Below are 14,394 nucleotides of genomic sequence, written 5' to 3'. Positions count from 1 at the left end.
CGTGCGTGGCTGTGCACCCTCTCGGCCGCCGAGCAGACAGCATCGACCGGCGACCTCGAACATCGCCTGCGGCCCGCACCGAGCACCAGCCGACCGACCAGGCTCGGTGACACCGCCGCTCGCATCGCCTGCGCCCACCTCGCAGCCGGCGACCTCACCGAGGCCTACTCCGCCCTGCTGGTCGCCCGCGACCAACTGCTCTCCGAACCCCCCCTCTCAACCGGCTCGACAAGCAGCAGGACCGGTCAACCGCTCTGGTCGGGCAGGGGCTGGCGCCCGTCAGCCCAGGTGACGTCCGGATCATTCAGCAGCGCAGCCGACCGAGTGCGCACTCCGGCCCCCGATGACCAGACATCACCGTGAGCACCCCCGACGGTGATCACCCGCGCGGACCCGGAACCGGGCTCCACCCGCCCGAACCGAGACCAGCAAACAAGATCGCCGCCGCCCAGCCTGCCGCCATAAACAACCACGTGGATCCGCAACCGGTCCGCGCGGTGGCCCGGCAGGCCGGTGCGGCGCTCCACAGTGCTGCTCTGTACCGCGCCGATCAGGCCGCTGATTCCGGCGAGCTGCAGGCACGCCACGACCAACTCGCGTTGGTCAACGACAACCTCATCTCCGCGCTGGCCGATCTCGAACGACGTAGCCGCGCTCACGAGCTGTTGATCGACGTGGTGGTGACCGGGGGTGGGGAGGTCGCCATCGCCGCCGTGCTGCACGAGCTGACCGGACTGGCGGTGGAGGTCGAGGACAAGTTCGGCAACCTGCTCGCGTGGGCGGGTGACCAGGCCCCCGCCTCGGGCCGGCAGGGCGCCGCGCACGATCGCGCGGAGCTGCTCAACCGCGTCCGGCGCAACGGGTGCCCGTTGCGCGAGCGGGACCGGGTCCTCGCGGTGGCCCAACCGGGCGACGAGGTCCTCGGCGTTCTGACTCTGATCGACCCGTCGCGGACCGCCGGGCCCTACGAGAAACTCGCGCTGGAGTTCGCGGCTGTCGTGCTGGCCATGGAAATGGCCCACAAACGCAGCCTGGCGGAGATCGAGCTGCGGCTGCGCGGCGACCTCGTCGACGACCTGCTCACCGGCACCGATGACCAGAGCGCGCTCGCACGATCGGCGGCCCTGGACCACGACCTCCACCCACCCCACCAGATCCTGATGATCGGCTGCACGGGCTCGGACAAGCCGGAGCGGGTCGCCCGGGCCGTCGACCAGGCTCTCGTCAGGATCACCCGGTCCCGGGCGCTGACCAGCCGCCGCGGGGGCTCGATCGTTGTCGTCGCGCCCACCAGGAGCGACACGGTCGAGTACGAGTGGCGGGAGTTGCACCGCCTGGTGAGCGACGCCCTTCCGCGCATCGAGGTCGCCATCGGTGTCGGACGGCCCTGCGCAAACCCCTCCGACCTACCCCGCTCCCACAGAGAAGCGCACCGCGCACTCCGCGTCCAGCGGGGCCAGACGCACGGCGACGGTGTCACCACCTTCGCCGAGCTCGGCTTCTACCGCCTGGTCGGCACCGCAGAATCCGAACTCGAAGTCGCCGAGTTCGTCCGCGAATGGCTCGGCCACTTGATCGACTACGACAGGACCCACCACTACGACCTCGTCACCACCCTCTGGCAGTACTACGAATGCGGTGGCAACTACGACGCCACCGCGCACGAGCTGCTCATCCACCGCAGCACCCTGCGCTACCGGCTGCGCCGCATCCGCGAGCTCACCGGATACGACCTCCGAGCCGTCGACACCCGCCTCAACCTGCACATCGCCACCCGCGCCTGGCAGATCCGCAACGGCCCCGCGTAGCCGCGCCCGCGGCTGCGCTCGGCCCCGAACCCGGCGGCCGGATTGCATCGCAGAACGTCTGCGCCACCCAAACGAGGTGATGACCTATCGCCAGCACGTCTGCCGACTGGATGGGCAACCACGTGTACCTGCACCCGATCGAAGGAACCGACCTGACGATCGTGCAATGGCGCCGCCCGTACCACGGCACCCTGCGCGGGTTCCGCGTTCTGGATCGCCAGCACCTCGATCGTGCCCGTAGCGCTGTGGTGCACGCCGCCGCGGGGCGCCGTGAGCACCTTCGCCTCGATGGTCTTGCCGGGCGTCCCCTCGACCTCGAGCGATTGCTCCTCGAGGTCGAGGTCGAGGTCGGCACCTGAGCCGGCGCGCCTATCGCCCGAGATATCCCGGCTGTCCGATACCCGGGGGATGGGTCCGATGGGCCCGATGGGTCGCGGACCAGGGGGTGGCTCGCCGCTGGATCGCGGCGACGCAGCGGCACTCCGTCGCCCGCCCGACCTGGTTCTGGGGCATCACCCACGCCGCGATCAGAAACCCCAGAAGGCCGGCGACGGAGTTGAAGACCGAGGTGAGCGTCAGGGCCGGCGAGTCTCCCAGCTCACGGCGCCCCTGGCTGGTCGAGGGGGCGGAGGTGGAAGGAGGCGTCGCCGCGACGCTACGGCAGCCCCACGCGAGCCCCTCGGGATGCGCCTGCGCCTGGAGATCGGGTCTCGCGGCGGTGTCGATGGCGGCGGGGGCCTGCCGCGGAGATGACGAGGCCCCCGCCGCAGGGCTGCTGCAGCGGGGGCTTCGGTTTCGCGCCGTGTCGTTGTGCGTGACTACCCCGGCTTTCGGCGCGCAGCTCGGGGGGAGGGTGGTCAGTTCGTCCAGGTGATCGGGTCGGAGAAGCTGAACGAGGGTGCGTACTTCACCGCGTTGACGTCGGTGGTCTGCTGGTCGCCGCAGATCATCCCCGAGGTGGTGCCGCCCGGGGCGAGCTGACCGGAGTTCAGGGCCTTCGCCCCGGCGTTGAACGGGATCGACGCGGACGCCTCGACCCCGGCCGGGGTGGTGAACTTCCAGTCGAACGGGTTGAACGACGCCGGGCTGGACCCGTTGTTCTTGTAGGTGACCGTCGAGCACGCCTGCGTGATACCGAACTCGGTGACCTGCTCGGGTGCGGATGCCGAGATGACCAGGTCCCCGGAGGTGGCCTCCTGCCCGAACTTCACCGGCTGGTCTCCGCTCGCGGGGGCACCGGCGGCGGCAGGGGCGGCGTTCGCGTCTCCCGAGGCGGTGGCCGGGGCCTGCTCGTCGCCGCCACCGCCGGTGGCGATCGCGATGACGACGATCGCGACCAGGATCCCGAGGGTCACCTTGAGCCCGGTGCGCTTCTTCTTCGGCGCGGGCGGCGGGATCTGCGGGGCCTGGTTGTACTGCGGGTACTGGCCCTGCGGGGGCGGGTAGCCCTGCGGCGGGTACTGGCCGCCCTGCTGGGGCGGGTACTGGCCGTAGTAGAGCTGCTGCTGGGGGTGGCCCTGGTAGGGGCTCTGCGGCGTAGTCACGTACCGCTTATCGGCCGCGTCACCCCCTCATTAGCGCTCGGACCTGCGGATCATCAAGGTTGTTGAACTACTCTTTACCCGGGCAACCCGCCGGGTTCAGCCCACTCGCCGGGAGAGGGCTGTGGAGACGGGCGCCAAGCTACTTGCGGACGCCGTTGAGTCGGCCCTCAGCGGAACGCCCGAGGAAGGCGAAGACCTGGTCCCGAGTCACCTGACCGTCCTTCGTCTCCGCTGCGACGCGCAGTACCTGTGCCTGGGCCCAGTCACCGAGTTGGGCCGGCAGGCGCTCGAACTGCTCGGGTTGCAGCGAACTCTCGCCGAGCTCGTCACGTCCTTGCAGCTCGACGGTCAGGGCGTCCCGGAGCTTGTGCAGTTCGGGCGTGGCGAGCCGGCGCAGGTCGAGCATCGCGGTGATGGGCAGTGACATGTCGACTCCAAGATTCAGTTGATGAACTGGACAAAGAGTCACGAGACGGTTCACGAGTCAAACTGAATAGTGAAGTCGGTCAGCCCGGCGGGTGGGCTCGCTCGGGTCCTATGCCCAGCAGGTGAGATGTGGTCAGCTCGCCGAGGTGGCGGGAGCCTCGCCGCGGGCGGGGTCGACGATCGGCAGGGGCCGGCCGTGGTCACAACCACCGCCGTGGTGCCGGCGCGCTGATCGATCGTCGATACGGCGCGCGACGACCTCGTCGTATCCGAGTGCCGATTCGGCAGTCTGACGGTAGCGTTCCAGGCAGAATCGGGAACGGCACGCGTCCGGTGGCTGGGTAGGCGCGTCTCTTCGCTGTGGCCAGGAGACGCCGATGTCCTACCGTCGATTCTTCCGTTCAACGCGCCTGAGTTTTCTTGCCCTTGCTCTCATCGGGCGCCTCCCGTATGCAGTCGTGCCTCTGGGCACGATCGTGCTGCTGCAGGCCAGTTCCGGCAGTTTCGCCTTTGCTGGGTTCGCAGCGGGAGCGCAGAGCATCGCGATCGCTCTGGGCGGCCTGTGCGTAGGCGCGGTGGCTCGCTGGGTCCCGCCGCGCCGGATCGGGTTCTGGGCTGCGCTGCTCAACGCAGCCAGCATCCTGCTGCTGGTGCTCGTCAGCCGTGGTGCCGGGCCGGTCATCAACGTTGTTGCGGCGGTCCTGGTCGGGCTGACGCAGCCCCAGGTTGGCCCCCTGGTCCGAGTGCACTGGTCCGGGCAGCTTCGCGGCGGCGACACTCACCTGGTCCGGACTGCCATGTCGTACGAGGGGGCCGCTGACGAGGGCAGCTTCGTGCTCGGCCCGGCGCTGGTTGGTCTCCTCCTGCTGATTCCTACCGTCGCGTGGGGATTCCCGCAGGCAGGCCCGCTGCTGGGCGCCGCTGTCCTGCTCGTGGTCGCCGCCGCGCCGCTCGCTCGCCACTACGCAGACCTGTCGAGCGAGGATGCCACCCCCGAGGCCGGCTCCAGCGGGCCAGCGACAGGTACGTCGTCCGCAGTCGCCGGGCCGGTCCCGAGCTCGGCCGCAGGCCGGGCGGGGTCCAGACTGCACTGGCCGTCCCTGGTGACGCTGACCGTCGCGATGATCAGCGTCGGGGTCATCTTCGGGGTGGTGCAGACCGGCGTCACCGCGTACGCCGCTGCACAGGGCACACCACAGCTGGCTGGGCTGTACTTCGCCGAGCTCGGAATCGGGAGCGCGATCGCGGGCGCGGCATGCGCCTGGCTGCCTCCGGGGTTCAGCCTCGCTCTGCGCCGCTGGCTGTTCCCGCTTGCCCTGGTGCTCGGCATGATACTGCTGTTCTGGGGGGCGGTGGCCGGTCCACTGCCAGTCGCGATCGCGGTCGCCGGGCTGGCTGTCGGCCCTTACATGGTCACCTTGTACGCGCTGACCGAAGCCCAGACACCGTTGCCGGCCATGGCCACCGCCATGGCCGTGTTGTGCGCCGGGGGACCGATCGGCACTGCCGCGGGCCAGTTCGGTGCTGGGCTGCTCACCGACATGCTCGGCGCCACCCCGGCGTTCGTCATCGCCCCGATCGCCGCTGCCCTGGGACTGGCCGCGTCGCTGGCGAACGTGCGCACCTTCAATGCGGCCCGGCTGCGCGGGGAGGGCGTGTTTTCGACCGAGCTCGCCGACGGCGACACCGGCGCTCAAGTCGGTGCTGACGTCCGCTTCCGGGACGGAGAAGTCGGCTGATGTACAAGTCACCGTTCGTAGCCCGTACCCACGAGTCGAGGAGGTGCCGCGCGAGCTCCTCTCAGCCTGCACCCCGTGTCGTCATTGGAAGTGGTCACCCGATGTCGGCGGACTTGCGGCGGCAGATGGCGGCAAAGGTCCAGGTAGTCGCAGGAACGTAGGCATCGTGTGAGCCGGTTGCTGCCGAACCGGACACCGCGGTAGCTTCTGGGAACCGACCTACCTGATCCGCAGGGGAGTCAGCGCGCTGCCGCGCGTCTCCAGCCAGGAGGTCACCCCCATGAACGCCGACCAGCCCGATCTGTGGCGATCGCAGGGCAGCCCCGCGCCGATTGTGCTGTGGGACATGCTTGACGGTCCGATGCCGCGAGGGCTTCTCGGTGTCGGTGACCCGAACGTCCACCTCGTCGACGACCGGTGGACCCTGTTCGTCGGCGGCTTCACCACCACGTTCCGCAACCGCCTGTTCCGCGCGCACCTGGTCGACGAGGCGACCGGCCCCGTCGGTCCATGGCGGATCGACCGCAACCCTCGGGGCCGGGCCCGACCGCTGGCCGCCGACCCGCCGAAGGGCAGTTGGGACGCTGCCGGCATGCACACCCCGAGCTACGTCCCGCCGGCTGCGGGCAACGGCGCTCGGATCTATTACTCGGGCCGGGCGAACGCCAAGCACTACGGGCCCGGGAGCAGGTACGCGATCGGCGTGCTGGAGCACACCGACGGCCAGTGGCGGCGGCGCGGAGCTCCGGTGCTGGCGGGCAGCGCCCCGCGGTGGAGCGTGCTCGAACCGCGCGTCGTTCACTCCGGGAGTCGCTACCGGATGTGGTACCAGGCCAACCCGCACGAGATCGGTCCCGGCGAGCACCCCGACTACGAGCTGCACTGCGTCGAGAGCGAGGACGGCCTGACCGGTTGGACGCCGCCGCGCGTGTTCGCCGGGCCGGACGAGGGCTTCTTCGACATCGCGATCGCGCCGCGCGGCGACGGGTGGGTGATGCTGCTTGCGCGAGGGTCCGACCTGCACGACACGGGCGGCTTCCCGCCGCAGGGCCTCTGGTGGAGCACAGCGGCGCGCCCCAGCGCCGACCGCGCGGACTGGTCGCAGCCGCGGCGGCTCCTCGACACCGACGCGCCGGGTACTCCCATCTGGACGGCCCGCGGAACCTACGGCCCGGGGCTCGCGTTCGATCCTGCCAACCCCGCTCGCGCCACGGTGCTGCTGACGGGCGTCCGGGACACCCCGCGGTGGCCCCGCCTGATGCTTGGGCGGGTCGCCCGGCTGCGTCGCCCGCCGGTGCCCGCACCGTTCTACCTGTCGGTGGCGTCGCTGACGCTTGATCTACCGAGCTGCTGATCGATGCGCGTACACGGCCCGAGTCCAGATCGGAGACAACGTTCTTGGCCGCGTTCTACGTCGTAGACGACCTGGGTGATGAAGAACCTGCATCCGGCGTCCTGTTTCGCGAGCAGCCGTAGGTGTTCGTCGCCGCGGCGGGTGTGTCGTTCCGGGAGCGGGCAGCTCGACGGCCTCGGTGAGCGTGTGGGTTGACGAGTCGCGGACACATGCTACGTTCACCTTATTCACTAGGTAACTAGTGAAACAGTGTTGAGGAGGACGATGTGACTATCAACAGCCGCCGCGCCGTCAAGACCCTGTGTGTTCTCGTCACAGGTGCGGGCCTCGCTCTCGGTACAGCGACCGGGGCGATGGCATCTCCCGACGTCGGGGTCGCTGCCGGGACGGTTCCGGCTCCTGCCCCGGCTCCCTCGCCGGTCTGGGAACAGGACTCGACACCGCTGGTGATCCAGACCAGCGACTACCCGGTGACGATGACGGTGACCTCGGGGCCGAAGGCCGGCTACCAGCAGCAGATCGCTCCGCGGTCGCACGAGGTGTTCCCGACGACGCCGAACTTCGCCAGCAGCGTCACGTTCACCTTCGAGGGTGTGGAACAGGGGCAGACCTACGACATCCGACCGGACCAGGTGATGCGGTTCGACATGCTGGGCAGCGCGCAATACCCGCAGGTGGCGCTGCGCACCTCCTGATCGGCGAGGGGCCGGCATCGCAGCGGCCGAGTCGCGGCCGCTACCGACCCTCGGGCACAGCCGGGCTCCTCGCACGGGGGGTGCGAAGAGCTCGGCCGGCAGCGGGCCGGGTGTCGACAAGGTGATTCGGCACCCGGCCCGCGACCATGAGAGAGCACAGCGTCGTAGAGCGCAGTGTCGTAGAGCGCAGGGTCGGAAGGGGATCCCGTTGATCGAGTATCGGATCGATCGTCGATCCGGGGTCGCCCCGTTCGCCCAGATCGTCCTGCAGACCAAGGAGGCCCTGCTGCTGGGGACGCTGCAGCCCAACGACCGGTTGCCGACGGCCCGCGAAGTCGTCGAGGCCACCGCGATCAACCCGAACACCGTTCTCAAGGCCTACCGCGAGTTGGAGCGCGACGGTCTGGTCGAGGCCAAACGCGGTGTGGGCACGTTCATCCGGTCCGACGCCGTCACCGCTGGATTGGGCGCGAACTCGCCGCTGCGAGGCGAGCTGGAGGACTGGGCCGCCCGCGCTGTCGCGGCCGGATTGTCCCGCGCAGAGATCGACGCCCTCGTGCGCGCCACACTCGACCGACACTACGACTGAGGAGGGGCATGACTCCCGTGGCGACTTCCGCAGCGACCTTCGCCGTCCGCGTCTGCGGGCTGGGCCACTGCTACGGCCACACCCCGGTACTGCGTGATTGCAGACTGTCGGTCGAGCCCGGCTCGGTGGTCGCGCTGATCGGGGCGCCGGGCGCGGGCAAGTCCACGCTGCTCAGCCTTCTTGCCGGGCTCGACCTGCCCTCCAAGGGCAGCGCCGAGGTCCTCGGTGCACCGGTCCCCATCAGTGGTCCGCACCCGGCCGTCGGCTACCTCGACCAGTCGCAGCCGCTTCCCGGGGCCTTCACCGTCGCCGAGACCTTGCGTCTGGGCGCGTCGCTGAACCGGGGGCGGTGGGACTCGGACCGGGTGGCCGCGCTGACCGCCGCGCTACCGGAGGACAGGCGCACCTCGGCGCTCTCCGGCGGGCAGAGGGCACTGCTCGCGCTCGCGGTCGTGCTCGGGAGCTCCCCGGACCTGCTCCTGCTCGACGAACCACTCGCCGGCCTCGACCCCCTGACTCGACGGCAGGTGCTGACCGCGGTCACTGCCTACGTGGCGGAGACCGGAGCGGCGGTCCTGCTTGCATCCCACGAGATCGACGATCTGCGGGACAGCTGCGACCGCGTGGTGTTCCTCGAACGCGGCCACGTCCTGCTTGACGCCGACATCGACGGCCTACTCGCTCAGCACCGGATACTCGACGGCCCCGCCGGAACCTGCATCTGGTCGGCTGAGCACGCCGTGGTCGAGCAGCGGGTTCACGGTCGCATGCAGACCGTGCTGCTGCGGGGGGCGGCGTTCGCACCACCGCAGGGGTGGCGGGCCAGCGCACCCGACCTGCTCGAGGTGGTCACCGCCTACCTGCGCACCTGCGGCGACCGTGCCGATCGGGAGGAGGACCGATGACCTGGGTGATCTGGCGCAGCCACCGCGCGGCGTTGCTCACCGCCACGCTGTTCGTCGCTGTCCTGGCCCTGGTGGTGGGCACCTTGTCGATCACCGGCAGTCTCGACGGTCTGCTCGCCGACCCGGGCGGCTCGGCCAGGCAGTCCGCTCAGGCCGTGGTCTGGTTCACCACACTTGCCCCGGCGCTGGCAGGCGCGTTCCTCGGTGCCCCGCTGTTCGCCACTGATCTGGAGCGCGGCACGCACGTGCTGCTATTGACCCAGTCGGTGTCCCGGCGACGTTGGGCCACCACGTCGCTGCTGGTCGTGGGCAGTGCGACGGCGGGCGCGGTGACGGTCGGGACGCTGCTCATCCGGCCGCTCAACACCGCGGGCGCCTGGTATCCGTTCGAGAGCTTCTCGACCAGCGGCGCCATACCGTTCGCGCGCACCGTGTCCGCGTTCGCGATCGGCGCCCTGATCGGGCTGGTCCTACGACGGACCAGGGCGGCCTCGGTGCTGACGCTGGCCACCGTGATCGTCACCGAGGTCGCGGTGGTCGTCCTGCGTGATGTGCTCGTCCCGCCGGTCCTGCGCGTCGGGGCAGCACCGTACGGAAGTGACGTCGACTCCACCCGCGACCAGATCCTCGACTACGGACCCACCGTCGCCGGCGCCCCCGCCACGGTCGCCCCGAACTGCGCCCCGGCCGACCTCGCCTGCCTGCAGGCAGCCGGGAGCGACGGCACCTGGGTACTCGTCCGCCCCCTCGAGTTGCGCTGGTTGATGCACTGGGTCGAGACGGGCCTGCATCTGGCGCTCGCCTCCGTTGTTCTGGCGCTGTTGTTCGTGCGCCTCCGCCGCCCTCTGGGTCGATAGTCCACCCCCGGGGTCGCTGCGCTGGTGATCCGGTAGACGCGGGGTTGACCGTGCCGCCACGGCACACGTTGTGATCGACCCCGACCGATCGACGACAACAGAACGGGACGACATCCATGCCTGCCCACCCGGACCGCACGATCGTCCGACGACGGAGACTTCTCGGGGCTGCGGCGTTGTCGTTGGTGGTGCTGTCGGGTGCCTGCGCCGCGGTACCGGCCACCAGCGCACCCGAAGAGCCCGGCCGCTTCGCCGGTCAGCAGCTCGCGTTCGGCCCGTGCGCCGGTTATGCGCGCAGCGCGGCCGACGAGCAGGTGTTCGCGGCCGAGCCGCGCGCGCAGTGCGCGCGCATGCAGGTCCCACTCGACCACGACGACCCGGACGGGGCCACGGGCGAGATCGCGATGCTGCGTGTGCCCGCCCGCGGAACGTCGGAGGGCACCCTGGTGCTCAACTCGGGGGGCCCTGGCGGGGCCGGGATGGGTTTCGCCGTCACCACTGCTGCAGCCCTGGCCGACAGCTCGATCACCGAACGGTTCGACCTGGTCGGTTTCGACCCGCGCGGGGTGGGTGCGTCCACCCCGGCCGTCGAGTGCTTCAGCCGGGAGCAGTACGACACCGGGCAGGCCCGCACCGAGTACTTCCTGTCCGCACGGAGCTGGTCCGAGCAGGACGCCGCTGCGCTGGCCGACCAGTGCGCGGAACGCTCCGGTGGGCAGCAGAGTCTGTCGCACCTGTCGTCGCGCGACACCGTCCGGGACATGGACCTGCTCCGGACCGTTCTGGGGGAGGACAAGCTGCGGTTCCTCGGTCAGAGTTACGGCACCCGCATCGGTGCCCTCTACGCGCAGGCCTACCCGCGGAACGTGGGGGCGATGGTCCTCGACGGCGGGGTGGATCCGCAGGCCGGTGATCAGCGCAGGCTGCAGCAGTACGCCTCGTTCCAGAACACCTTCGAGCGGATGGCCGCGCTGTGCGCGCCGAACCGTGAGTGTGCGCTGGGGCCCGACCCGGCCCGGGCGACCGAACGGTTCCAGCAGATCGTGCGCCCACTGCTCGACGCACCGCTGCGCGACGACACCGGCACGGTTTTCGGTTATGACGAGGCCGTCGACGCCGTCCTCGGGATCCTGCTGTCCGACGCCACGGCCTGGGAGCCGATCTCGATCGGGCTCGCTGATCTGCAGGCCGGTGACCCCGACCGCTTCGCGCGGGTGAACCGCGCTGTCGGGGGACGCGAGCCCGACGGGCGGGGCTCGAACCAGACCGCGGCGAACCTGGCCATCGGCTGCCTCGACGAGCAGCGCAAGACCCCGCAGGAAGCCGAAGTGTTCCGGGCGCGGATCTACGCCGCAACCCCCTTCGCCGACCCCGGTCGCGGACCAGGCGGCGCCCGGGACGCCTGCGAGGCGTGGCCCACCGATCCGGATCCGGCCTACCCCTTCCCGGAGAAGGTCGACGGCCTGCCCCCGACGATGGTGATCTCGCTGGCCAACGACCCGACCACCCCGATCGAGGGGGCCCGGCGCCTGCAGCAGGCCCTCGGTGGTGCACTGCTCACCGTCGACGGCGACGGCCACACGATCGCCGCGTCCGGCGCGAACCCGTGTGTGAACGACGCGGTCGCCGCCTACCTCGTTGACGGTCGCGCACCGGCCGAAGGCGCCCGCTGCGCCGCGAACTCGTGACCGGCCCCCTACCCCGCTTCGCGGCGATCCCGGTGGCCGTCATCGCCGGGATCGTCGCGGTCGTCCACCTGATTCTGGCCACCGTGCCGCGCGGCTGGCTCGACGAGGACCTGATGCTGGCCATCGGCCGCCACCACCTCGACCTCGGGGCAGTGGACCAGCCACCGCTGACCCCACTGCTCGCCCGGCTCGCCGACACCATCGCCCCAGGCTCACAGCTGGCTCTCGCGGTGCCGGCCGTTGTCGCCACCGCCACCGCGGTCGTCCTGGCCGGGCTGGTCGCTCGCGAGCTCGGCGGCGACGCCCGCGCCCAGACCCTCGCCGCGCTGGGCCCGGCCACCTCGATCGCCGCCGCCCAGTTCGGGCACTGGCTGACCCCCTACACCCTGGAACCCGCGCTGTGGACGGCTCTGCTGTGGCTGCTCGTGCGCCACCAGCGCACCGGTGACGGCCGGCTCCTGCTCGCAGCCGGGATGGTCGGGGGCATCGCCGCGCAGACCCGGTTCCAGGTCTTCGCCCTCGGCGCCGTCCTGGCTGTCGCCCTGCTGGTCGTCGGGCCGCGCGACCTGCTGCGTCACCGGGCGGCCTGGGCCGGGATCGCGCTCACGATGCTGATCGCCGCACCGGCCCTGGCCTGGCAGGCTGCGAACGGCTGGCCACAGCTGGGCATGGCCGCCGCCGTGGCCCAGGAGAACACCGGCATCTACGGCCACCCGGCCGTCGTCGCCCTGCACGGGCTCGCCGTGACCGGACCACTGTCCCTCGGCCTGGCGGTGTGCGGACTCGTCGCGCTGCTACGGGACCCGGCATGGCGGCCGTTGCGCTTCCTGGCCGTGGCCTCCCTGCTGCTGTTCGTCGCGGTCCTGGTCTCCGCGGGGCGCCACTACTACCTGGCCCCGCTCTACCCGGTGCTCGGCGCCGTCGGCGCGGTGGCGCTGCAGCAGCGGCGGGAACGCCGCGGTCCGCGCCGCACCTGGCCGGTGGTCACCGCCGCCGCGGCACTGGCCGCCGCCGGAGCCGCATCGTCGGTACTGCTCGCCTCCCCGGCCCTGGCCGCATCGTTGGCCACCACCACCGCAGCCACGTGGGCCGCGCTCCCCGACGAGCAGCGCGACCACACCGCCCTGGTGGCCGTGCCCTACGTGTACGCCGCGCTGCTCGACGCCGCCCCGCCCGACCTCGACCTGCCGACGGCCCACGGGACCAACCGGGCCTACGGCTGGTTCCCACCCCCACCCGAGGGCTCCGACGCGATGCTGTTGGTCGGTGACCCCGGCCGGTTCCTGCCCTACTTCACCTCCGCCCGTCCGCTGGAGACGGTGGCGTCCCCGACGCCGCTGGGCACCTACGGAGGGCTGGTGGACGAGAGCACCACCATCTGGCTCCTCGAGGGTCGGCACACCCCGTGGAGTCGGATGTGGACCGAGCTGAGGGACCTGCCCGTCACCCAGCAGGACTGAGCCCGAGATTCCCTCGGAACTCGGACAGCCCCGCCCCGCCGGTAGCCAAGAGCCGCCCCGCTCACGCTCCGGGCGTCGGGGCTACCGAGGAAGGTCGGCACCTCAGGAAGGGCGGCCCGAAGTGGGTTCGGTGGCGGGCCCCGGCTGACCATCCGGGCCGCTCTTCGAGCCGGGCGAGAAAATATTCCCGCCGCAGGTGCATCCACGGCCGCCGCGCCGACGGTAGGGAGGGTATGGACGAAGGAAGCGGAACCAGTACGACGCGATGGGGCGCTGCGCTCGGCGCGGTGGTGATCAGCGGGGGAGTGCTGCTCGCCGGCGCCCCGGTCGCGATGGCACAGGAGACCGGGTCGGTGCGCGTGGTGCACGGCATCCCCGGCCAGCCGGTGGACGTCTACGTCGACGGTGAGCGTGCCCTGGACGACTTCGAACCGGGAACGGTGGCCGGTCCGGTGGATCTGCCCGCCGGTGCGCGTGAGGTCGCTGTGTTCCCCGCCGATGCACCCGACAACTCCGGTGAGGCACTCCTGCAGGGCTCCGCCGACGTCGCCGGTGGCGCTTCGGCGACGCTCGTCGCCCGCCTCGACGCGCAGGGCAGCCCCACTCTGACCCCGTTCGAGGACGACGGGTCCCCGGTCGCCGCTGGACAGGCCCGGCTCGTGGTCCGTCACACGGCTGCGGCCCCGGCCGTCGACGTGCTCGCCGGCGGCCAGCCGGTGGTCGAGGGAGTGACCAACCCGCAGGAACAGCGCTGGAAACAGCTGCTGGCCCGGTGTCGGCGTCGGTCGCTGCGGCCGGCACCACGGAACCGGTCATCGGCCCGGCGGAACTTCCGCTGGCCGAAGGGACCGCGACCTTCGTCCATGCGATCGGCTCGCTCGAGGAGAGCACACTCGACCTGGTGAGCTTCACCGTCGAGGGGCTGCACTCCGCCCCGACCGGTGTCCCCTCCGGCGCGCCCTCGGGAGCGCCCTACGACTCCGCCTCCACAACGATGGCGACCGGTGTCGGTGTCGCCGGGCTGCTGGGTGCCCTCACCCTCGGCGCCGGCCTGCTGCGTCGTCGCGGAGCCCGGTCCTGATCTCACCACGACAAGGCCGGTTCCCCTGTGCCCGGGGGGACCGGCCTACTGTGCCGGCCCTCGTTGGACGAGTGGTGCTGATGGGTGCGGCGGCCCTGCTGCTGACGGGGTGTCAGGCACCCGCCACACTTCGTGCAGCCTCACCGGCTGCGCTACCTCCCGCGCCGTCGGTTGAGCAGGGTGCCGCGCAGGCGGCCGTTCCTGATCAACTCGCAGCACCGGTACGGCTGCGGTTTCCTGGGACTGCA

The 14,394-nt window shown here is 71.1% G+C and carries 14 protein-coding genes; 12 read left to right on the top strand and 2 right to left on the bottom strand.

Translation table 11 applies throughout. The features are described 5' to 3' along the window. Positions 1-497: 497 nt before the first annotated feature. Together NH602_RS31705 and NH602_RS00330 are read left to right on the top strand one after the other, a co-directional pair. Positions 498-1,808, top strand: a complete 1,311-nt coding sequence (locus NH602_RS31705; protein ID WP_253066673.1) for a helix-turn-helix domain-containing protein — start codon at positions 498-500, stop codon at positions 1,806-1,808. Positions 1,809-1,930: 122 nt separating this feature from the next. Further along, positions 1,931-2,167, top strand: coding sequence for a hypothetical protein (locus NH602_RS00330; RefSeq protein ID WP_253066672.1), 237 nt, complete (start codon positions 1,931-1,933; stop codon positions 2,165-2,167). A 498-nt stretch (positions 2,168-2,665) separates the two neighbouring features. On the opposite strand, the gene NH602_RS00325 is transcribed toward NH602_RS00330, so the two are convergent. Continuing rightward, positions 2,666-3,352, bottom strand: coding sequence for a DUF4352 domain-containing protein (locus NH602_RS00325; protein WP_253066671.1), 687 nt, complete (start codon positions 3,350-3,352; stop codon positions 2,666-2,668). A 139-nt stretch (positions 3,353-3,491) separates the two neighbouring features. Then, positions 3,492-3,779 carry a hypothetical protein gene (locus NH602_RS00320; RefSeq protein WP_253066670.1) on the bottom strand — a complete coding sequence of 96 codons (288 nt, stop codon included), beginning with the start codon at positions 3,777-3,779 and terminating at the stop codon, positions 3,492-3,494. A gap of 376 nt (positions 3,780-4,155) precedes the next feature. Here NH602_RS00320 and NH602_RS00315 point away from each other — a divergent pair, with 376 nt between their 5' ends. The 10 genes from NH602_RS00315 to NH602_RS00270 all read left to right on the top strand — a co-directional run bounded on the left by NH602_RS00315 (position 4,156) and on the right by NH602_RS00270 (position 14,146). After that, positions 4,156-5,517: a hypothetical protein gene (locus NH602_RS00315; protein WP_253066669.1), complete on the top strand. Its 1,362-nt coding sequence runs from the start codon at positions 4,156-4,158 to the stop codon at positions 5,515-5,517. A gap of 361 nt (positions 5,518-5,878) precedes the next feature. Beyond that, positions 5,879-6,871, top strand: coding sequence for a hypothetical protein (locus tag NH602_RS00310; protein WP_253066668.1), 993 nt, complete (start codon positions 5,879-5,881; stop codon positions 6,869-6,871). A 446-nt stretch (positions 6,872-7,317) separates the two neighbouring features. Then, entirely contained in the window at positions 7,318-7,566 is a 249-nt protein-coding gene (locus NH602_RS00305) for a hypothetical protein (protein ID WP_253066667.1), read from the top strand. A 208-nt stretch (positions 7,567-7,774) separates the two neighbouring features. After that, positions 7,775-8,155, top strand: a complete 381-nt coding sequence (locus NH602_RS00300) for a GntR family transcriptional regulator (protein ID WP_253066666.1) — start codon at positions 7,775-7,777, stop codon at positions 8,153-8,155. 17 nt (positions 8,156-8,172) lie between these two features. Further along, complete coding sequence (locus NH602_RS00295; protein WP_253066665.1) at positions 8,173-9,060, top strand: ATP-binding cassette domain-containing protein; 888 nt, start codon at positions 8,173-8,175, stop codon at positions 9,058-9,060. Beyond that, on the top strand, positions 9,057-9,917 hold the full coding sequence (locus NH602_RS00290) for a hypothetical protein (RefSeq protein WP_253066664.1): 861 nt from the start codon (positions 9,057-9,059) through the stop codon (positions 9,915-9,917). Before NH602_RS00295 ends, NH602_RS00290 begins: the two co-directional genes overlap by 4 nt. A 116-nt stretch (positions 9,918-10,033) precedes the next feature. Continuing rightward, complete coding sequence (locus NH602_RS00285) at positions 10,034-11,605, top strand: alpha/beta hydrolase (RefSeq protein ID WP_253066663.1); 1,572 nt, start codon at positions 10,034-10,036, stop codon at positions 11,603-11,605. After that, on the top strand, positions 11,602-13,065 hold the full coding sequence (locus NH602_RS00280; RefSeq protein ID WP_253066662.1) for a glycosyltransferase family 39 protein: 1,464 nt from the start codon (positions 11,602-11,604) through the stop codon (positions 13,063-13,065). The genes NH602_RS00285 and NH602_RS00280 overlap by 4 nt, the downstream gene beginning before the upstream one ends. Positions 13,066-13,298: 233 nt before the next feature. After that, positions 13,299-13,970 carry a DUF4397 domain-containing protein gene (locus NH602_RS00275; protein ID WP_253066661.1) on the top strand — a complete coding sequence of 224 codons (672 nt, stop codon included), beginning with the start codon at positions 13,299-13,301 and terminating at the stop codon, positions 13,968-13,970. Beyond that, positions 13,967-14,146 carry a hypothetical protein gene (locus NH602_RS00270; RefSeq protein ID WP_253066660.1) on the top strand — a complete coding sequence of 60 codons (180 nt, stop codon included), beginning with the start codon at positions 13,967-13,969 and terminating at the stop codon, positions 14,144-14,146. Before NH602_RS00275 ends, NH602_RS00270 begins: the two co-directional genes overlap by 4 nt. The last annotated feature ends 248 nt before the right edge of the window (positions 14,147-14,394 follow it).

The organism is Pseudonocardia sp. McavD-2-B, from assembly GCF_024124365.1.
Classification (GTDB): domain Bacteria; phylum Actinomycetota; class Actinomycetes; order Mycobacteriales; family Pseudonocardiaceae; genus Pseudonocardia; species Pseudonocardia alni.
Note: the sequence above shows the minus strand (reverse complement) of the source record. Positions and strands in the feature narration are given on the sequence as shown.

Bases quoted from the DNA above. Each gene is read 5' to 3' on its own strand.
- NH602_RS00285 (WP_253066663.1), top strand. From the start codon at position 10,034: ATGCCTGCCCACCCGGACCGCACGATCGTCCGACGACGGAGACTTCTC.
- NH602_RS00315 (WP_253066669.1), top strand. From the start codon at position 4,156: ATGTCCTACCGTCGATTCTTCCGTTCAACGCGCCTGAGTTTTCTTGCC.
- NH602_RS00275 (WP_253066661.1), top strand. From the start codon at position 13,299: ATGGACGAAGGAAGCGGAACCAGTACGACGCGATGGGGCGCTGCGCTC.
- NH602_RS00320 (WP_253066670.1), bottom strand. From the start codon at position 3,779: ATGTCACTGCCCATCACCGCGATGCTCGACCTGCGCCGGCTCGCCACG.
- NH602_RS00290 (WP_253066664.1), top strand. From the start codon at position 9,057: ATGACCTGGGTGATCTGGCGCAGCCACCGCGCGGCGTTGCTCACCGCC.
- NH602_RS00310 (WP_253066668.1), top strand. From the start codon at position 5,879: ATGCCGCGAGGGCTTCTCGGTGTCGGTGACCCGAACGTCCACCTCGTC.